Below are 18,804 nucleotides of genomic sequence, written 5' to 3'. Positions count from 1 at the left end.
ACCCGACCGCCAGGTACGTTCCCCGTCGTCCCCGGGCCCGGGGCGGACGGGATGGCGTTCATCGGTTACAACCATGTCGTGGAACAACGCCCCCGCCGCCGACTCCGGTCGGCCTCCGTGCAGCTCGGCGCGCTCACCGCTCTGGCGCTCGCCCTCTCCGGCTGCAACATGACCTCCGACGACGACGATGACGACTGCGCCCTCGGCCCCACCGGTGGCGGTGAGACGGTGGCCATGGCCATGCGGGTGCCGGCACCCGCGGCCGAGGGCAGCGGCGGCCGGGTCGCGCCCGAGCCGGTCGGCGCGTCCGTGCCCGAACGCGGCGGTTTCGGCACCCACCTCGCCTCCTGCGGCGGCTGATCGTGCGCCGCGAGTCGACCTCACCGCGCCCCGACTGGGACGCCACCATCCGCGAGCAGGGCCTGGTCTACGTCGACACGGGGCTACCCGACGGTGGGGTGATGTCGTACTGGGACGAGACCGCGACGTACGCCTTCGAACTGGACGAGGTGCTGCGCCTGGAGGAGGCGACCGAGGAACTGCACCGGATGTCGCTGGCCGCCGCCGAACACGTGGTGAAGCGCAACAGGTACGCCGAGTTCGGCATCCCGGCCTGGGCCGCCGAGGCGGTCGCCCGGTCGTTGCGGGAGGCGCCACCCACCCTCTACGGCCGCTTCGACCTCTGGTACGACGGCAGCTGGCCGCCGAAGATGCTGGAGTACAACGCCGACACCCCTACCGCACTCGTCGAGGCGAGCATCATCCAGTGGTACTGGCTGGAGCACACCCGGCCGGAGCTGGACCAGTGGAACAGCCTGCACGAGCGGCTCGTCGGCGCCTGGGCGAAGATCGGCGCCGGGCTGTACGACCGGCGGGTGCACGTGGTCTGGTCGAACGAGGAGGAGACCGGCGAGGACCACATGACCGCCGGCTACCTGGCCGAAACCGCCCGCCAGGCGGGGCTGGATGTCGACCTGCTGCCGATCCAGGAGCTCGGCTGGGACGGCCGGCGCTTCGTCGACGCCGCCGACCGCCCGGTCACCACCTGCTTCAAGCTCTACCCGTGGGAGTGGATGCTCGCCGAACCGTACGGTCCGTTGGCGGTGCGACCGGGCACCCCGACCACCTGGATCGAGCCGGCCTGGAAGCTGCTGCTGTCCAACAAGGCGCTGCTGGCCGTGCTGTGGGAGCTGTACCCGGGGCACGAGCTGCTGCTACCGGCATATCTCGACACACCGCGCGGGATGTCCGAGTACGTCGCGAAGCCGCTGCTCGGTCGGGAGGGTGCCGCGGTGCGGATCGTCACCCCGGGCGGGGAGGTCAGCAATCCGGGCGACTACGGTGACGAGGGCTTCTGCTACCAGGAGTTCCGGGCGTTGCCCGAGTTCGCCGGTAACCGCATGGTGCTCGGCAGCTGGATCGTCGACGGCGAGTCGGCGGGTGCCGGCCTGCGGGAGAGCGCCAGTCTGATCACCGACGGCTACGCCCGGTTCCTGCCGCACTACATCGACGCGCCACGCCCGGGATGAGTCGTCTACGGTTGGGGCGTGGACTTCGACGCGTACGCCCGGACCGGGGTTGACCTCGTCAACGCGCGACTGGACGACCTCGACGACCTGCGCGCCCTCTTCTGCGACGACCAGGAGTGGATGCGCGAGGAGGTCGCGGAGCGGGATCTGCCAACCTTCCGGCGCGCACAGAAGCGGCTGCGTGACGTCTTCGCGTACGGCACGTCGGGGCGGGACGCCCAGGCCGTGAGCGAGCTGAACTCGCTGCTGGAGACGTTCCCGGTGCAGCCGCGCATCTCAGGGCACGACTCCAGCGACTGGCACATGCACGTGACCAGCCGGGGCGCCTCGGTCAGCTCGGAGTACCTCGCCGGCGCGGTGTGGGGCCTGTCGGTCTGGCTGTGCGAGTACGGCAGCGCCCGGTTCGGTGTCTGCGCCGACGACCGCTGCGGCAACGTCTACCTGGACACCTCGTCCAACTGCTGCCGGCGGTTCTGCTCGGAGCGCTGCGCCACCCGCTCGCACGTGGCCGCCCATCGGGCCCGCAAGCGGGCCGCCGTGCCCAGCCAGCCGGACCCGCTGACACCGGTTTCCTGAGCCGCCCCGATCGAGGTGGCGCGGCGACGGTCAGGCGTCGACCGGGGACGGCGTGTTCAGGTGCTGACGGGCGAAGGCCAGCGCCTCGCGTAGATCCGCCTCGCGGACCTGCCGGCTCTTCGCGCCCCGGGTGGTCACCTCCACCGCCACCGAGCCGGTGAAGCCCCGCCCGGCCAGCGAGCGCAGCAGCTCGGCGCAGGGCTGGTTGCCGCGTCCGGGCACCAGGTGCTCGTCGCGTCCCTCGCCGGTGCCGTCGCCGAGATGCACGTGGGCCAGGCCGTCGCCCATCCGGTCGGCCATCGCCAGGGCGTCGGTGTGCGAGGCCGCGCAGTGCGACAGGTCGAGCGTGTACGAGGCGTAACCGGCCTCGGTGGGATCCCAGCCGGGGACGTACGGCACGAACTGACGGCCCGCCATCCGGACCGGATACATGTTCTCCACCGCGAACCGCAGGCCCCCGAACTCACCGGCCACCCGGTCGAGTCCTTCGGCGAAGCCTCGCGCGTACTCCCGCTGCCAGGTGAACGGCGGGTGCACCACGACGGTCGGCGCCTCCAGCGTCTCGGCCAGCACCGCTGCCCGGCGGAGCCGCTCCCACGGATCTGGGCTCCACACCCGCTGCGTCACCAGCAGACAGGGAGCGTGCACGGAGAGCACCGGCACTCCGTAATGGTCGGACAGGCCCCGCAGCGCGCCGGCGTCCTGGCTGACCGCATCGGTCCACACCATCACCTCGAGGCCGTCGTAGCCGTGCGTCGCGGCCAGCTGAAACGCCGCCGCGGTCCGCTCAGGGAAGACCGAGGAACTGGACAGGAGCACCGGCACGCGGGAAGTCACACCACCGAGGGTAGCCGCCGTGCGTCGAGACACCATGACGAGAGTACGTAAACCGGACAGCGAGGACGACGGGGATCACACAGGTGCCAGTCGATCCAGCCGGCTGAGGATCACACCTTCCCGTAGTGCCCACGGACAGACATCGAGGGAGTCGACCCCGAGTCGACGCATCACCGCCTCGGCGACCACGGCACCGGCCAGCAGTTGATGGGAGCGCCCGGCGCTGACCCCCTCCAACTCGACAAGCTGAGCGGGTGGGATGTGCCGGATGAAGCCGAGCACCTGCCGCAGCCCGGACCGGGTGAGCCGGCGTCGGGCCCAGAGTCCGGCCCCGCTGGGTGCCGCACCGGCGAGCCGGGCCAGCGTACGGAAGGTCTTCGAGGTCGCCACCGGCCGTTCCCAACCCACCTCGGTCATCCGCTCGACCACCGGATCGAGGTGGGCGTCGACGTACTGCCGCAGCTTCTCCACCGTCTCCGGGGTGGGCGGGGCGGTGCTCTCCGGATCGACGCCGAGCCGGTCCCGGGTCAGCCGGCCGGCTCCCAGCGGCAGGGACACCGCGACGTCCGGATCCTCGTCGATACCCGCCGCGATCTCCAGCGAGCCGCCGCCGATGTCCAGCACCAACAGCCGCCCGGCGGACCACCCGAACCACCGTCGGACGGCCAGAAACGTCATCCGCGCCTCGTCGGCGCCGGAGAGCACCTCCAGCCGTACGCCTGTGGAGTCCCGCACCCGGGCGAGCACGTCGGCCGCGTTCGTGGCGTCGCGCACCGCGGAGGTGGCGAACGCGATCAGCTCGTCCACCTCCAGTTCGGTGGCCGCCACACGCGCCGCGTCCACCGCCGTGACCAGGGCGTCCGCGCCGACCTCGCGGAGCGCGCCGTCCGGGCCGATCTGCTCGGCGAGGCGCAGCACCGCCTTCTCCGAGTGCGCCGGCCACGGGTGCGCGCCGCGATGGGCGTCGACCACCAGCAGGTGCACAGTGTTCGAACCGACGTCGAGGACACCCAGTCGCATGGGAGAACCCTAGGCCCACCCGGTTCTCGCCACTCGGCGACCTGCCCGCCGCACCACGCGTACGCTGGCCGGGTGACAGGGCAGATCGAACTCCGTGTGCTGGTGGACGACCCGGCCGACCCGCGCAGCCGGGAGGTGCCGCTGGACTTCCCCCGGGAGTGGATCGAGTTCGTCGACCCGGCTGACGAACAGCACCTGATCCGGGCCGACCTCACCTGGTTGCTGTCCCGCTGGACCTGCATCTTCGGCCGGGGCTGCCACGGCATCATCGCCGGCCGGTCGGCCGACGGCTGCTGCTCGCACGGTGCGTTCTTCACCGACTCCGACGACGAGTCGCGGGTCCGTGCCGCGGTGAAGCGGCTGACCCCGCAGACCTGGCAGCACTACCGGCGCGGGTTCAAGAACTGGACCGCGAATGACACCGTCGACGGCAAGACACCGGCCCGGCGCACCGCCACCCAGGGCGCTGACGGTCCCTGTGTCTTTCTCAACGACGCGGACTTCCCGGGCGGAGGCGGCTGCGCGCTGCACGCCCAGGCGCTGCGCGACGGGGCGCATCCGCTGGAGTACAAGCCGGACGTGTGCTGGCAACTGCCGATCCGCCGCGATCAGGAGTGGGTGAAGCGGCCGGACAACACGAAGGTGCTGGTGTCCACGCTCGCCGAGTTCGACAGACGCGGCTGGGGTGCCGGTGGGCACGACCTCGACTGGTGGTGCACCTCCTCGACCGATGCGCACGTAGGGGCGGACCCGATGTACCTGTCGTACGCCCCGGAGCTGACCGCGCTGATCGGCGCGGCCGCATACGCCCGGTTGGCCGAGCTGTGCGCGGCCCGGACGCGCCGGGGCCTCGTCGCCCCCCACCCCGCCGACGGCGTCTGACGCGGGCGTCAGGCGGCGTCCGTTGCCGGTCGGCCTGGCCACGCGCCGCAGCAAGCCCTCACACCGGGTAACCATCTGCCTCCGACCCGACCACTCCCCTGCCGCCGAGCAGGAGACTGGCTGGGTCGCTGCGGCGTCACGCAACGCAGCTCCGTCTGGGTCGTGACAGATCGTCATCAACGACGGCGGTCAGGAGCGGGTGTGGGTCGGGTCGGGTCGGCTCAGGGCTCGAACTTGTAGCCGAGACCGCGCACCGTGACGATGTGGCGTGGGGTGGAGGGTTCCGGCTCGATCTTGGAGCGCAGCCGCTTGACGTGTACGTCAAGTGTCTTCGTGTCGCCCACGTAGTCGGCGCCCCAGACCCGGTCGATCAACTGGCCCCGGGTGAGCACCCGACCCGCATTGCGCAGCAGCAGCTCAAGCAGCTCGAACTCTTTGAGCGGCAACTGCACAGTGCCCCCGTCAACGGTCACCACATGCCGCTCGATGTCCATCCGGACCGGCCCGGCGGCGAGGGTCGGCACGCCCGACTCGGGTGCCTCCGGGCTCTGCCGGCGTAGCACCGCGCGGATCCGGGCGACCAGTTCGCGGGGAGAGTACGGCTTTGTCACGTAGTCGTCGGCGCCGATCTCCAGGCCGACCACCTTGTCGATCTCACTGTCCCGTGCGGTGACCATGATGATCGGCACGGGCGAGCGCTGGCGCAGCTGCCGGCAGACCTCGGTACCGGACATCTCCGGCAGCATCAGGTCAAGCAGGACGATGTCGGCGCCGGTCCGGTCGAACTCGGTGAGAGCCGACGTCCCCGTGGCGGCCACGGAAACCTCGAACCCCTCCTTGCGGAGCATGTACGACAGGGCGTCTGAGAACGACTCCTCGTCCTCGACCACCAGAACTCGACTCAACGGGCGTTTCCTTTCCATCGGTCGGACCGGGCGGAACCCGGCCTGATCCACATGCGGTCAGTCCTGCCGAAGCTCGGCCGCGCCGGCCTCGATCCCAGCAGGCGGCAGTGTCGCCAGCAGGTCGTCCGGCGGGCGGGCGGGCAGCCGGAGGGTGAACGTCGACCCACCACCAAGAGTGCTCGCCACATCCACCCGGCCGCCATGGTTGCTCGCGATGTGCTTGACGATCGCCAGCCCCAGGCCGGTGCCGCCGGTCGCGCGGGAGCGCGCCTGGTCGGCCCGGTAGAACCGTTCGAAGATGCGGTCGACGTCGGTGGGGGCGATGCCGATGCCCTGGTCGGTGACCGCGATCTCCACCTGCTCCTCGGTGGCCCGGGCGGCGATGCGTACCGTCGTGTCCTCGCCGGAGTAGTTGAGGGCGTTCTCCACCAGATTCGCCACCGCGGTCGCGAGCTGGTTGTCGCTGCCGTACACGGTCAGTCCCCGCTCGGCCTCGACCGTCACCTCGATCCGACGGGCGGCGGCGGCGGTCCGGGTGCGATCGATCACCTCGGAGAGCACCCAGTCCACCGCGACCGGTTCGGGTGCCGGCTGCGGTTCAGCGCCCTGGACCCGGGTCAGCTCCAGCAACTCCTGCACCAGCCGCCCCAACCGGGTCGACTCGTGCTGGATGCGCTCGGCGAACCGCCGGGCCGCGACCAGGTCCTCGGAGAGGTCCGGGCGCCCCACGTCGGCCGGCTCGGTGGCGTCCAGCAGTGCCTCGGCGAGCAACTGCAACGCGCCTATCGGGGTCTTCAGCTCGTGACTGACGTTTGCCACGAAGTCACGGCGGACCCGGGCCAGCCGGTGCGACTCGGTCACGTCGGCCGCTTCCACGGCGATGTAGCCGTTGCCCAGGCCCATCGCCCGTAGGTGCACACCGAGCGGGTTCTCTCCGGCGTTGTCGCGACCTCGGGGCAGGTCCAGCTCGATCTCGCGCCGCACGCCGGTCCGGCGCACCTGACCCGCGAGGGTACGGATCAACGGATGCGCCATGATCGAACCGGGCCGGCCACCGGTCCGCAGCAGCCCCATCGCCCGCGCCGCCGGATTGACAAGTACCGGCACATCATCTGCGTCGAGCACCACGACCCCCGCGCGCAGCGAGTCGATCGCGCGGCGGCCGAGCCCGACCTGCACTTCGTCGACGATCGCGAGCCTCCCCTTACCGAACGGGATCATGCGGGACAACCACAGGCCGGCGGCCACCCCGACCACCAGGGCCGCAGCCACACCCACCGTCACCGCCCACGTCACCCGGCGATCGTAGGGTCATTGTTAACCCGGCTATCGCCCAGAACAGGACGAAGCACTCTCACTTCCGGGAAAGTTCACCCGCGCGTCCGGCTTAGTTCATCAGCGTTCACCTCCGGTCCGCCCGAGAGCCCTAGTTTGGCGGCGTACCTGCGCAAAGCATGTCGGCGGGATCGCCGGCACCGACGGACAGGACGTGAGAATGCGCGACGAGTTCCGAGCCGAACTTCAGGCCGTCAGCCAACTGCTTGTCGAGATGGCCGAGGGAGTTCGGGCGGCGTTGCGGCAGGCGACCCGGGCCCTGCTCACCGCCGACCGCCGGGCCGCCGAGTCCGTGATCGAGCGGGACGCGGAGATCGACGGGCTCTACCGTCAGGTCGAGGAGCGGGTCTGCGATCTGCTGGCCCGTCAGGCCCCTGTCGCCTCCGACCTGCGCGCCATGATCACGGCGCTGCACGTGGCGGCCGATCTGGAGCGGATGGGTGACCTGGCCGACCACGTCGCCAAGACGGCATCGCGCCGGCACCCGTCGCCGGCCGTGCCGGCCGAGCTGCGTCCGGTCTTCACCGACATGGCGACCATCGCCGATCGGATGGCCGAGAAGATCGCCTCGGTGCTGGCGCACCCCGACGCCGATCTCGCCGCCGAGCTGGACGGCGACGACGACGCCATGGACGAGTTGCACAAGGGGTTGTTCGGGGTGCTGCTCGGCGCGGACTGGCCGTACGGCGTGGAGACAGCCATCGACGCCACCCTGCTCGGTCGCTTCTACGAGCGCTTCGCCGACCACGCGGTCAACAGTGCCGAGCACGTGGTCTACCTGATCACCGGCGAACCCGTCACCCCCGCCTGAGCATGACGAGGGGCCCCGGCGTCGGCCGGGGCCCCTCGTCGCGGTGTCTCGGTCAGCGCCCCTGGTTGGCCACCGCGGCGGCGGCGGCCTTGGCGGCCTCCGGGTCGAGGTAGGTGCCGCCCAGCGTCTGGGGCCGCAGCAGCGGGTCCAGGTCGTAGCGCAGCGGGATTCCGGTCGGGATGTTGAGCTTCGCGATCGCCTCGTCGCTGATCTGGTCCAGGTGCTTGACCAGCGCCCGCAGCGAGTTGCCGTGCGCGGCCACCAGCACGGTACGGCCGGCCAGGATGTCCGGCACGATCGAGTCGTACCAGTACGGCAACATCCGCTCGACGACATCCTTGAGGCACTCGGTGCGCGGCATCAGCTCGGTCGGCAGCAGCGCGTAACGCGGATCACCCACCTGCGACCACTCGTCGTCGTCCGCGATCGGTGGCGGCGGGGTGTCGTACGACCGGCGCCAGAGCATGAACTGCTCCTCGCCGTACTCCTCAAGGGTCTGTTTCTTGTTCTTGCCCTGGAGCGCGCCGTAGTGGCGCTCGTTGAGCCGCCACGACCGGCGCACCGCGATCCAGTGGCGGTCGGCGGCGTTCAACGCCAACTCGGCGGTCCGGATGGCGCGGCGCATCACGCTCGTCTGCACCACGTCCGGCAGCAGGCCGTGTTCGCGCAGCAGTTCGCCGCCGCGGCGCGCCTCGTTCTCCCCCTTCGTGGTCAGGTCGACGTCGACCCAGCCGGTGAAGAGGTTCTTGGCGTTCCAGTCGCTCTCGCCGTGCCGAAGCAGGACCAGCGTCCCGACGGTGGGCCCCTCGCTAGCTGTCATGCCGATCATCCTGCCGCAACCCCGAACGGCCCGCGCGGGAAGGGTGGTGACGACCACCACGTGGAAATAGAGGTGACCTTGATTCCGGCACGCCATTAGGTTGGTAAGGATCCAAAAGATAATCAGGCATTACGGAAACGGAGGCGCCGGCGTGCGCGCGATGCGGGGTTGGTTCCGGGACACCACAGGCGGGCTACCGAGGACCTTCTGGTACCTCTGGACGGGCACGCTGATCAACCGGCTCGGCTCGTTCGTCCTGGTCTTCCTCGCCATCTACCTGACCCAGGAACGCGGCTTCTCCGCCGCACAGGCCGGCCTGGTGCTCGGCGCGTGGGGTGTCGGCGGTGCGGTCGGCACCACCGCCGGAGGCACCCTGACCGACCGGTGGGGCCGTCGGCCGACGCTGCTCACCGCGCATCTCGGCGCCGCGACAATGATGCTCGCCCTGGGCTTCGCCCGGGACCTGTGGACTGTCGCGGCGGGCGCGTTGCTGCTCGGCCTCTTCGCCGAGGCGGCCCGCCCGGCGTTCGGCGCGATGATGATCGACGTGGTGTCGGAGCGGGATCGGCTGCGCGCCTTCTCGCTCAACTACTGGGCGATCAACCTCGGCTTCGCCTGTGCCGCAGTGCTCGCCGGCTTCGCCGCGCAGGCCGGCTACCTGCTGCTCTTCGTGGTCAACGCGGCCACCACAGTGGTCACCGCGCTGATCATCTTCGTGAAGGTGCGGGAGACCCGGACGGTCACCGTCGACATGCCGCGCGGCGGCGCCCCGGCCGGCGCCCTGCGGGCCATCCTGAGCGACCGGGTGTACCTCGGTTTCGTCGCCCTGAACCTGCTCGGGGCACTTGTCTTCCTCCAGCACATCTCGATGCTGCCGATCGCGATGGCCGACTCCGGTCTGAGCCCCGCCACGTACGGATCGGTGATCGCGCTCAACGGCGTCCTGATCGTGGCCGGCCAACTCTTCGTACCTCGGTTGATCAAGGGACGCAGCCGGTCCCACGTGCTCGCCCTGGCCGCGGTGGTGATGGGCGCGGGCTTCGGGCTCACCGCGTTCGCCGACGTCGCCTGGTTCTACGGACTGACGGTGCTGATCTGGACCCTCGGTGAGATGCTCAACTCGCCGTCAAACGCCACCCTCATCGCCGAGCTCTCCCCCGCCGAACTGCGCGGCCGGTACCAGGGCGTCTTCTCGCTCTCCTGGCAACTGGCCGGAGCGGCGGCACCCATCCTCGGCGGGCTGGTGCGGGAGCAGGCCGGCAACGCCACCCTCTGGTTCGGTTGTGCGGTGATCGGCCTGGTGATGGCGGTGGGCCACCTGCTGTCCGGGCCGGCCCGGGAGCGGCGGGCCGTCGCCCTGCGTACCGCAGGTGCCGCGCCGGTGGTCACGGTGCAGTCGACCGCGCCGCAGCCCGCCGCACCGCAGGCGGCCGAGCCGGTGGCCACCTCCCGGGGGTGAACCCCGACGTCCCTCCCGTCAGGCGACCCGGCAAGATCTGTTAGGTGTCCGAACAGATGGGCGGGGTCGAGGTGCCGACCGAGCAGCAGCACGAACGGCCGCCGGTCGGGGCGCTTCGTCGCTGGCTGGCCGACACCGCAGGCGGCCTGCCCGCGACCTTCTGGTACCTCTGGGCCGGCCTACTGATCAACCGGGCCGGCGCGTTCGCGATGCTCTTCCTGTCGCTCTACCTGACTGCGGCCCGGGGTGCCAGCGAGTCGCTGGCCGGCGTGGTGGTCGGCGGGTACGGCGCGGGCGGTGCCGCCGGGGTGCTGCTCGGTGGGGTCCTGGCCGACCGGTGGGGCCGACGTTCGACCCTGGTGGCGGCGCATCTGGTGACCGCCGCCCTGATGGTCGCGCTGGCTCTCAGCCAACACCTCGGCGTGATCGCGGTGCTCGCCCTGCTGGTCGGAGTGACGCACTCCATGCCGAGCCCCGCCTTCGTCGCCGCGATCGTCGACGTGGTACCGGAGCACCGCCGGTCCCGCGCCTTCAACCTGCAGTTCTGGGCGTTCAACCTGGGCATGGCTGTCGCCTCGGTGCTTGCCGGGCTACTGGCTGAGGCGAGCTACATGGCCCTCTTCCTGGTCGACGCAGTCGCCACGTTCGCCACCGCCGCGCTCATCGCCTGGAAGGTCCCGGAGACCCTGACCCGCCGTCGGATTCCGGCGACCCCGGCTGCCGACACCCGCCGATCGCGTCGCCCGGGACTGCACACCGCGTTGACCGATCGGCATTTCCTGGTTTTCGTCGGGCTGACCTTCGTGCTGGCCGTACTGACCATGCAGGCGTCGACGATCATGCCGCTGGCCATGCGCGCCGACGGGTTGGGGCCGTCGTCGTACGGCGCGGTGGTGGCCCTCGGTGGCGTCCTGATCGTGCTCGGGCAGCTGTTCGTACCACGGCTCATCGACCGCCACCGGAAAGCGCACGTGCTGGCCCTGTCGACGGCGCTGCTCGCGGTCGGCTTCGGCGCGCTCGCCGTCGCCGACGATCTCGCGTTCTACCTGAGCGCCTGCGTGGTCTGGACGGTCGGCTCGATGCTGGCCGCGCCACCCAACGCACAGATCAACGCGGACCTGGCACCACAGGCGCTGCGGGCCCGCTATCAGTCGGTGTTCTACCTGGCGTTCCCGGCGGCGTCGTTCATCGCGCCGACGCTCGGCGGTTTCAGCCTGCAACTGTGGGGCGACGGGCACTGGCTGCTGGTCGGCGCGCTGGGTCTGCTGGCCGCCGGTGTGCACCTGCTCGCCGGGCCGTCCCGGGAACGACGGGTGGCCGCCCTGCGTCATCAGCGGGAACGGGTTGAGCCGTCGCTGGCCGGGCAGTCCTGAGCGCACGCGTAATGCCCGGTACGAGACGTACCGGGCATTTCACGTCGTACGACCGGCGGCGGCGGGCGACACTCACCCCCGTAAGCGACGCCCGCTCGCGCCGCCGGTCCAAACAGGTGGGCCACCGTCCCCCAACGGTGTCGGTCCACCCGTCCCCCGCGTCTCGCCCGGCTGCACAGATCTGATCGATCCGCCGCTCCCCCGAACGGCACCGAGCGTGACGCGGTGCAATAAAGTTAATGCGGCCCGACCTCGCGATTCAACCTGAGCGACTGTCTCGCCCGTCACAGCCACCGAATCCCTGGGAGACGGCGCCTAGGCCCTCGGTCAAGGCCAACAGCGGGTACCCGAGGGCTATTCCCGCAAACCTCTCACCCGTCTTCCCGATCGGGTGATTCGGTCCGGAAGAAGTTGCTCTGCCGACCGTCCCGCAGCTGCTCCTGGTAGATCAGGTTCAGCCGACGCATGTCGAATGTGTGAAACCACTCGTCCCAGGTGATCTCGCGGATCCGGCTGCTCTCCCGGTAACCCGGGATGTTGAAGGTCAGCACCCCGGCCCGCCCCTCGCGCTCGGTACCGCCGATCGTCGCCGGCTTGGCACCCCGCTCACGGGCCCACCGCCGGATCACGTCGTGGTTGGTGGTGACCAGGCTGCGGCCGGGACGTTCCGGCCGGTCCTGGAGCGAGGAGATCAACTGCGACGACCGGATCGACCGCGAACTCGACCGCCCGGTCCGCGCCGCGCCACCGGCGGCAGACCGCCGGCTGGGTGCCGCCTTCCGGGGGCGGGTGGCCGTGCTGCTGGGCCCGCCGGCCGTGGTCGACTTCCGGGGGGCCGACTTCCGCGCGCCGGCCACGCTCTTGCGCGCCGTACCCGTCGTGGTCTTGCGGGCGGCGCTCGTGGTCTTGGGGGCGGCGCCCGCGCTCGACCTGCCCGCCGTACCGGTCGCCTTGCGGGCCGCGGCGGCCCGCTTCGTGGGAGTGGCCCGTTTCGCCGGAGCGGCCCGTTTCGCCGGAGCGGCCCGTTTCGCGGGTGCCGACTTGGCCCGCCCCGGCGCGGTCCGGCTGGACGCCGTCTGCCTGGTGCCGGATGCCTTCGTGGCGCTGGCCCGGCCGGCCGGACCGCTACTGCGACGCCCGGCACCGCCGGACCGCATCGCCTTCGCCAGCGTCTTCACCAGTTCCGGCTTGCGGAGGGCCGAGATGCCGGAGACCCCGTACCGCCGCAGTTGTCCCCGAATGTCGTCCACCCGCATCCGGGAGATCTCCGACTCGGAGATCCGTGGCGTGTTCGGGGTCTGGTTACCACCCTGCCGCCTGGTCCTGGTCGCGGTCCCGCCGCGACCCGAGCTGCTTCGCTGAGCCATGGACGCTCACGCTCCTCGACACTCGCCGTCTCGGCGCGGCGGGTCCCAACGCCGCACCGCGCGCAGCGGCTTACCCGTCAGGAGCCGTCCGAACCTCCGGCGGCCGGCGGAGCCGACCCAGCAGCCGCCGAGGGCTCGAACAGGTGCGCGAAGGCCGCCAGATTCGCTGTTGACTCGCCCCGCTTCACCCGCCACTCCCACTCGCGGCGGATCGAGCTGCCGAACCCGATCTCCAGCATCGTGTCGAAGGACTCGTCGGCGTAGGTCAGCACCGCACCGAGCAGCCGGTCCAGCTCGTCGGCGTCCACCCCTTGCGGGTTGACCCGGCCGGTCAGGTAGACGTCGCCGACCGCGTCGATGGAGAACGAGACGGCGTACATCTTGGCGTTGCGCTGCAACAACCAGGCCCACAGCTCCTCACGCCGCTCGTCCGGCTGGCGCATCACGAACGCCTCGATCCGCAGCGCGTGCTCGCCGACGATCAGGTTGCAGATCGTCTTGAGCTTGTGCGTACCGGGCAGGGTCACCGCGTACGACCCCGGGCCGGTGGACTCGCAGGCAAGTTCCCGCTCCGCGCAGACGGACTCGATCAGGGCACCGAGATCGCTCATCGGTCCAACTCTACGGCGACCACCACCGGTCCGCCCGGCTGCCGGCCCGTCACCGCTGGCCCGCTGAGCCGGGACTGTCCGGTACCTCAGCAGCGGGAGCCGGTGAGTTCGGCGGTGAGGCCGGCCCGGCGGTCGGCGATCGCCTCACCGTAGACGGCGAGCAGGCCGGCAGCGGTGCGGTGCCAGGAGAAGTCCCGGGCGTGCCGGGCGGCGCCGACGGACAACTCGGCCCGTCGGGCCGGGTCGGGCAGCAGGCGGGCCAGCGTACCCGCCCAGTCCACCGGATCGTGTCCGCGCACCAGCACCCCGCTGACCTGGTCGCGCACCGCGGTGATCAGGCCACCGACGGCGGCGGCCACCACCGGCGTACCGCAGGCCTGGGCCTCCAACGCGACCAGACCGAAGGATTCGTTGTACGACGGCACCGCGACCAGGTCGGCCGCCTGGTAGAGCAGGGGAAGTTCCGCTCCGGTGCGGGGTGGCAGGAAGTGCACCCGGTCGGCGACGCCGAGCGAGGCGGCCAACTCGATCAGAGCGGTGGGTCGGTCGAGCCCGGTGCCGCTGGGGCCGCCGCAGATCACCACCGCGACCTCCCGGGCCAGCTCGGCGTCCCGCGCCCGCAGGGCGGCGATCGCGCGGATGAGCACGTCGGGAGCCTTCAACGGCTGGATCCGCCCGACGAAGGCGACCAGATGGCCGCGGGTGGGCAGGCCCAACCGGAGCCGGGCGGCGGTGCTGGCGGCGTCCCGGTCACCTGCGACGGGACGGAACCGCTCCAGGTCGACGCCGGGCTCGACCACGGTGACCCGGGTGGGATCGGCGTCGTACCGGCCGATCAGGTCCCGCGCCTCGACCCTGGTGTTCGCCACCAGCCGGTCGGCCTCCGCGATCACCTGTTCCTCGCCGATCACCCGCGCCTTGGGCTCCGGCCGGTCACCGGCGGCCAACTGCGCGTTCTTCACCTTGGCCAGGGTGTGCGCGGTGTGCACAAGCGGCACCCCCCAGCGGTCCTTGGCCAGCCAGCCGACCTGTCCGGAGAGCCAGTAGTGGGAGTGGATGAGGTCGTAGTGGCCTGGCGGTCGCGCTGCCTCGGCGCGCAGCACGCCCGCGGTGAACGCGCAGAGCTGACCGGGCAGTTCCTCCTTGGTGAGGCCCTCCAGCGGACCGGCCATCACGTGCCGGACGTGCACCCCGGGGGCGACCTCCACCACCGGCGGCAGGTCACCTGAGGTGGCCCGGGTGAAGATCTCGACCTCGACGTTCGCCTCGGCCAACCGCCGGGAGACCTCCAGGATGTAGACGTTCATGCCGCCGGCGTCCCCGGTGCCCGGCTGGTGCAGCGGTGAGGTGTGTACCGACAGGGTCGCGATCCGCCGGGGTCGCGGCCACGGCAGGGAACCACGCTGACGACCGACACCGGTGTGCTCTTCCGCCACGTCCGCTCCCTTTGCCACGGTTGATGCCGTCCCCGCACGACCGGCGCTCCTGCGTCAACACTCCACGCCGGATGTCATCTTCCCGATCGGCGGCGGGAAATACGTCGGGCAGGGCCCCGGGCGTGACCGACCTCATGGCGACCGCGCCCACCACCGCCCGGCGGCGGGGAGCGAGAATGGCCGGATGAGTCGTGTCGCGATCGTCACCGGGGCGTCCAGCGGGATCGGCGCCGCCACCGCCCGGCGGCTCGCCGGCGAGGGCTTCCACGTGCTCGCCGCGGCACGACGTACCGACCGGCTTGTCGAACTGGTCGCCGGAATCACCGCCACCGGCGGCTCGGCCACCGCGGTCGACTGCGACGTGACCTCCGACGAGTCGGTGGCCGATTTGGCCCGGGCCGCGCAGCAGGCCGGCGGGCCGGTGACTCTCCTGGTGAACAACGCGGGCGGGGCACGGGGGCTGGATCCGGTGGAGTCCGGCGCGATCGGTGACTGGCAGTGGATGTACGACGTGAACGTGCTCGGCACGCTACGGGTCACCCAGGCGCTGCTGCCGATGCTTGAGGGCTCCGGGGCGGGCACGATCGTCGTCGTCTCGTCGACCGCCGGCTTCACCGTGTACGAGGGCGGGGGCGGCTACACCGCGGCGAAGCACGCGCAGACCGCGATCGCCGGCACCTTGCGGCTGGAGTTGTGTGGGCGTCCGGTGCGGGTGATCGAGATCGACCCCGGCATGGTGAAGACCGACGAGTTCTCGTTGACCCGCTTCGGTGGGGACGTCGAGCGGGCGGAGGCGGTCTACGCCGGTGTCGCCGAGCCGCTGCTCGCCGAGGACGTCGCCGACTGCATCGCCTGGTGCGCCACCCGGCCGCAGCACGTGAACGTGGACCGTCTCGTGGTCCGGCCGCTGGCCCAGGCCGCCCAGCACAAGGTGCACCGGACGGGCTGATGGTGGTGCCGGCGCCCCGGCCGCTCGGCGCGGTCACCCGGGGGACGACGCATCCCAACCGGCTCCGCCGGGTGGACAACTGGATCGTGGAGACCTGCGCCGAGCCGCTGCGCGCCGCACCGGACCCGCTTGTGGTGGACCTCGGCTACGGTGCGACCCCGGTGACGGCTGTGGAGTTGCGGTCCCGGCTCGCCGCCCGGGTCCGCGCTGACGTGCGGGTGGTCGGGCTGGAGATCGATCCGGTACGCGTCTCCGACGCGCAGCCCGCCGCCGATCCACCAGGTCTCACCTTCGCCCGCGGTGGCTTCGAGTTGGCCGGCCTGCGTCCCGCCCTGGTCCGCGCGTTGAACGTGCTGCGCCAGTACGACGAGAGCGAGGTGGCCGGCGCATGGGCCACGATGCGCGCCGGGCTGGCGCCGGGCGGGCTGGTGGTGGAGGGCACCTGCGACGAGTTGGGGCGCCTCGGCGGGTGGGTGCTGCTCGATGCCGACGGGCCGCGCTCACTGACCCTGGCCGCCCGACTGGCGACCATGCGCACTCCGGCTGAACTGGCCGAGCGGCTGCCGAAGGCGCTGATCCACCGCAACGTACCGGGTGAGCGGATCCACGACCTGATCCGGGCGCTTGACGACGCCTGGCACGCCGCCGCCGGCTACGCCCCCTTCGGCCCCCGCCAGCGCTGGCTGCACACCGTGTCGGCCGTCCGCGCCCAGGGCTGGCCGGTCCTCGACCGCCCCCGCCACTGGCGCCACGGCCGCCTCACCCTCCCCTGGCCCACAATCGCCCCCACCCGCCTGTCGCGTCGATCATGAAGTTATTGCGCAGGAAAGGGCTTGCCGGACACAACAACCTCATGATCGACGAGGCGCTGGAGGTGGGATGGACGGCCCGGGGGCCCGGGGGCCCGGGGGGGTCAGAGGGTGCAGTTGATGAGGACGGGTTCGGGGTGGAGGGTTACGCCGAAGCGGGTCTGGACGCCGTCGCGGATCTCCCGGGCCAGGGTGAGCAGGGCCTGGGTGCTGGCGGTGCCGGTGGGGTTGGTCAGGGCGAGGGTGTGCTTGGTGGAGATGGCGGTGCCCTCGGGGCCGGGATACCCCTTGCCGAACCCGGCCTTGTCGATCAGCCAGGCGGCGCTGACCTTGACCAAGCCGCCGGCCCCGGGCCACGCCGGTGGCTCGCCCAGTTCGGCGGCCTGCTGCCGCAGCCGTTCGTACGCGGCAGCGTCGAGGACCGGATTCGTGAAGAACGAACCGACCGAGCGGGTGTCCGGGTCGCCCGCGTCGAGCACCATGCCCTTGCCGGCGCGCAGCCCCAGCACCGTGGCCCGGGCCTGCGCCAACGGCACCCGGTCACCGACCTCGACGCCGAGCGCCCGGGCCAGTTCCGCGTAGCGCACCGGACCGGACAGCGGCGAGCGGGCCAGCCGGAAGTCGACCGAGAGCACCACCCAGCGTTCGTTGTACTTGAAGATGCTGGACCGGTACGCGAAGCCGCACTCGGCCGCCTCGACCTGCCCGACCGTGCCGGTCGTCCGGTCGTAGACCTGCACGGCGGTGATGGTCTCGGCGACCTCCTGCCCGTACGCTCCGACGTTCTGGATCGGGGTGGCACCGGTCGAGCCGGGGATGCCGGACAGGCACTCCAACCCCGACCAACCGTTGCGTACCGTCGCGGCGACCAGGTCGTCCCACGGCTCGCCGGCCTCGACCCGTACCGTCACGGTCTGCTCGTTTTCACTGAGCACCCGCAGCCCCCGGGAACGGACGAGGACCACGGTGCCGGGGAAACCCGCGTCACCGATCACCACGTTGCTTCCGCCGGCGAGCAGGAGGATCTCGGAGTCCGCCTCGCGTACCAGGCTGACGATCTCGTCGGCGGTGACGGCGGTGACGACCCGGCCGGCCGCCCCACCCAGGCACAATGTCGTATATTGCGCCAGATCGCCCGTGCTGGCGGGTTGCGCGGCGGCTGTCGGCTGGGCGTAGACGTCAGACACGTCTCTCACCCTAGGCTGAGGGGTAGCCGTGGCACCCACTGGTGGCCCGGTCACCCCCGGGAGGATGGCGATGAGCAGACTGCACGGCACCAAGGACTTCTGGATCGGTGCGCTCCGGGCGGAGGGCCCGGCGTTCGCGGCCGCGGTGGCCGAGGCGCCACCCGAGACTCCCGTGCTGTCCTGCCCCGGTTGGACCGTGACCGATCTGACCCGCCATCTCGCCGGAATCTACCGGTGGGTGCACGACGTGGCCGGCTCGGGCGATCCGGCGGCACCGCAGCAGAGCCGGTCCCAGCCGGTCGAGCCGGCGGCCGGCGTCACCGCCGTCCAGCAGTGGCAGCAGGCGTACGACGAGCTGATGGCGCTCTTCGACACCCTCGACCCGGAGGCCCCGGCGTGGAACTGGGCGCCCCAACCGAAGAAGGCGGCCTTCTGGCCACGCCGGATGGCCCATGAGACGGCGGTGCACCGCTGGGACGCCCAGCTCGCCATCGCCGCAGGCGAGCCGATCGAGGCCAAGCTCGCGGCCGACGGGGTGAGCGAGGTGCTGGACACCTGGTTGCCGGCGGGCCGGCGCAAGTCGGGCGGCCCGTGGCAGGGCGTCGTCCGGTTGACCGCCACCGACGCCGCTCAGGAGTGGTACCTGCGGCTGCGTGGCGAGGGGGTCGCCCTGCTCGACACCGGCACCATCCTCGACCACGACGACCATCACGCCCGGGCGCAGGTCAGCGGCACCGCCAGCGACCTGCTGCTGGCGCTCTGGGGGCGGGTCAGCTTCGACACGCTGACCGTCTCGGGTGACCGCGCGCTGCTCGACGGGGTCCGCACCGGCTGAGCACTGCTTTCACGGGCGGCCCCTTCCCCGGCGGGAGGGGCCGCCCGTGGCCATTCTGTGACC

General features: G+C 71.5%; 19 protein-coding genes. 10 read left to right on the top strand and 9 right to left on the bottom strand.

What is annotated here, in order from left to right; genetic code table 11:
• Positions 1-51: 51 nt before the first annotated feature.
• From CLT74_RS24835 to CLT74_RS24825, 3 genes are read left to right on the top strand one after another with little or no spacing between them, the layout of a single operon-like run.
• Positions 52-360 carry a hypothetical protein gene (locus CLT74_RS24835; protein ID WP_486582563.1) on the top strand — a complete coding sequence of 103 codons (309 nt, stop codon included), beginning with the start codon at positions 52-54 and terminating at the stop codon, positions 358-360.
• 2 nt (positions 361-362) lie between these two features.
• Positions 363-1,529: a glutathionylspermidine synthase family protein gene (locus CLT74_RS24830; protein ID WP_099849380.1), complete on the top strand. Its 1,167-nt coding sequence runs from the start codon at positions 363-365 to the stop codon at positions 1,527-1,529.
• Positions 1,530-1,547: 18 nt separating this feature from the next.
• On the top strand, positions 1,548-2,105 hold the full coding sequence (locus CLT74_RS24825; protein WP_099849377.1) for a CGNR zinc finger domain-containing protein: 558 nt from the start codon (positions 1,548-1,550) through the stop codon (positions 2,103-2,105).
• Positions 2,106-2,135: 30 nt separating this feature from the next.
• Here the strand turns inward: CLT74_RS24825 and CLT74_RS24820 are convergent, their stop codons facing one another.
• Together CLT74_RS24820 and CLT74_RS24815 are read right to left on the bottom strand one after the other, a co-directional pair.
• Positions 2,136-2,942, bottom strand: coding sequence for a sugar phosphate isomerase/epimerase family protein (locus tag CLT74_RS24820; protein WP_199172258.1), 807 nt, complete (start codon positions 2,940-2,942; stop codon positions 2,136-2,138).
• 75 nt (positions 2,943-3,017) lie between these two features.
• A complete protein-coding gene (locus CLT74_RS24815) occupies positions 3,018-3,962 on the bottom strand; it encodes a Ppx/GppA phosphatase family protein (protein ID WP_099849375.1) in 945 nt (314 codons plus the stop codon).
• Positions 3,963-4,034: 72 nt separating this feature from the next.
• Here CLT74_RS24815 and CLT74_RS24810 point away from each other — a divergent pair, with 72 nt between their 5' ends.
• Positions 4,035-4,844 (top strand): DUF3109 family protein, encoded by an 810-nt coding sequence (locus CLT74_RS24810; RefSeq protein WP_099849372.1) that lies wholly within the window; start codon positions 4,035-4,037, stop codon positions 4,842-4,844.
• A 221-nt stretch (positions 4,845-5,065) separates the two neighbouring features.
• Here the strand turns inward: CLT74_RS24810 and CLT74_RS24805 are convergent, their stop codons facing one another.
• Complete coding sequence (locus CLT74_RS24805) at positions 5,066-5,749, bottom strand: response regulator transcription factor (protein ID WP_099852850.1); 684 nt, start codon at positions 5,747-5,749, stop codon at positions 5,066-5,068.
• Positions 5,750-5,806: 57 nt separating this feature from the next.
• Positions 5,807-6,997, bottom strand: coding sequence for an ATP-binding protein (locus tag CLT74_RS24800; protein ID WP_486582762.1), 1,191 nt, complete (start codon positions 6,995-6,997; stop codon positions 5,807-5,809).
• A gap of 247 nt (positions 6,998-7,244) precedes the next feature.
• Between CLT74_RS24800 and phoU the strand changes: the two genes are divergently transcribed.
• A complete protein-coding gene (phoU, locus tag CLT74_RS24795; RefSeq protein WP_099849370.1) occupies positions 7,245-7,895 on the top strand; it encodes a phosphate signaling complex protein PhoU in 651 nt (216 codons plus the stop codon).
• Positions 7,896-7,947: 52 nt separating this feature from the next.
• Here the strand turns inward: phoU and CLT74_RS24790 are convergent, their stop codons facing one another.
• A complete protein-coding gene (locus CLT74_RS24790) occupies positions 7,948-8,715 on the bottom strand; it encodes a phosphoglyceromutase (RefSeq protein WP_099852843.1) in 768 nt (255 codons plus the stop codon).
• A 151-nt stretch (positions 8,716-8,866) separates the two neighbouring features.
• On the opposite strand from CLT74_RS24790, the gene CLT74_RS24785 reads away from it, so the two are divergent.
• Entirely contained in the window at positions 8,867-10,174 is a 1,308-nt protein-coding gene (locus tag CLT74_RS24785) for an MDR family MFS transporter (protein ID WP_099849369.1), read from the top strand.
• A 56-nt stretch (positions 10,175-10,230) separates the two neighbouring features.
• Positions 10,231-11,547 (top strand): MFS transporter, encoded by a 1,317-nt coding sequence (locus CLT74_RS24780; protein ID WP_099852840.1) that lies wholly within the window; start codon positions 10,231-10,233, stop codon positions 11,545-11,547.
• A gap of 371 nt (positions 11,548-11,918) precedes the next feature.
• On the opposite strand, the gene CLT74_RS24775 is transcribed toward CLT74_RS24780, so the two are convergent.
• The 3 genes from CLT74_RS24775 to mshA all read right to left on the bottom strand — a co-directional run bounded on the left by CLT74_RS24775 (position 11,919) and on the right by mshA (position 14,961).
• Positions 11,919-12,803 carry a hypothetical protein gene (locus CLT74_RS24775; protein ID WP_486582761.1) on the bottom strand — a complete coding sequence of 295 codons (885 nt, stop codon included), beginning with the start codon at positions 12,801-12,803 and terminating at the stop codon, positions 11,919-11,921.
• Positions 12,804-12,991: 188 nt separating this feature from the next.
• Entirely contained in the window at positions 12,992-13,525 is a 534-nt protein-coding gene (locus tag CLT74_RS24770) for a type III secretion system chaperone family protein (protein ID WP_099849365.1), read from the bottom strand.
• An 86-nt stretch (positions 13,526-13,611) separates the two neighbouring features.
• Complete coding sequence (gene mshA / locus CLT74_RS24765; protein WP_099849363.1) at positions 13,612-14,961, bottom strand: D-inositol-3-phosphate glycosyltransferase; 1,350 nt, start codon at positions 14,959-14,961, stop codon at positions 13,612-13,614.
• Positions 14,962-15,145: 184 nt separating this feature from the next.
• On the opposite strand from mshA, the gene CLT74_RS24760 reads away from it, so the two are divergent.
• Positions 15,146-15,910 carry an SDR family oxidoreductase gene (locus CLT74_RS24760; protein ID WP_099849360.1) on the top strand — a complete coding sequence of 255 codons (765 nt, stop codon included), beginning with the start codon at positions 15,146-15,148 and terminating at the stop codon, positions 15,908-15,910.
• Positions 15,910-16,722: an SAM-dependent methyltransferase gene (locus CLT74_RS24755; RefSeq protein ID WP_099849358.1), complete on the top strand. Its 813-nt coding sequence runs from the start codon at positions 15,910-15,912 to the stop codon at positions 16,720-16,722. The genes CLT74_RS24760 and CLT74_RS24755 overlap by 1 nt, the downstream gene beginning before the upstream one ends.
• A gap of 101 nt (positions 16,723-16,823) precedes the next feature.
• Here the strand turns inward: CLT74_RS24755 and CLT74_RS24750 are convergent, their stop codons facing one another.
• Positions 16,824-17,906, bottom strand: coding sequence for a UDP-N-acetylmuramate dehydrogenase (locus CLT74_RS24750; protein WP_099849356.1), 1,083 nt, complete (start codon positions 17,904-17,906; stop codon positions 16,824-16,826).
• Between the two features lie 70 nt (positions 17,907-17,976).
• On the opposite strand from CLT74_RS24750, the gene CLT74_RS24745 reads away from it, so the two are divergent.
• Positions 17,977-18,741: a maleylpyruvate isomerase family mycothiol-dependent enzyme gene (locus CLT74_RS24745; RefSeq protein WP_099852837.1), complete on the top strand. Its 765-nt coding sequence runs from the start codon at positions 17,977-17,979 to the stop codon at positions 18,739-18,741.
• Positions 18,742-18,804: the final 63 nt, after the last annotated feature.

It is taken from the genome of Verrucosispora sp. CNZ293 (genome assembly GCF_002754655.1).
The sequence above is the reverse complement of the archived record's forward strand: the minus strand, read 5'-3'. Positions and strand labels throughout refer to the sequence as shown.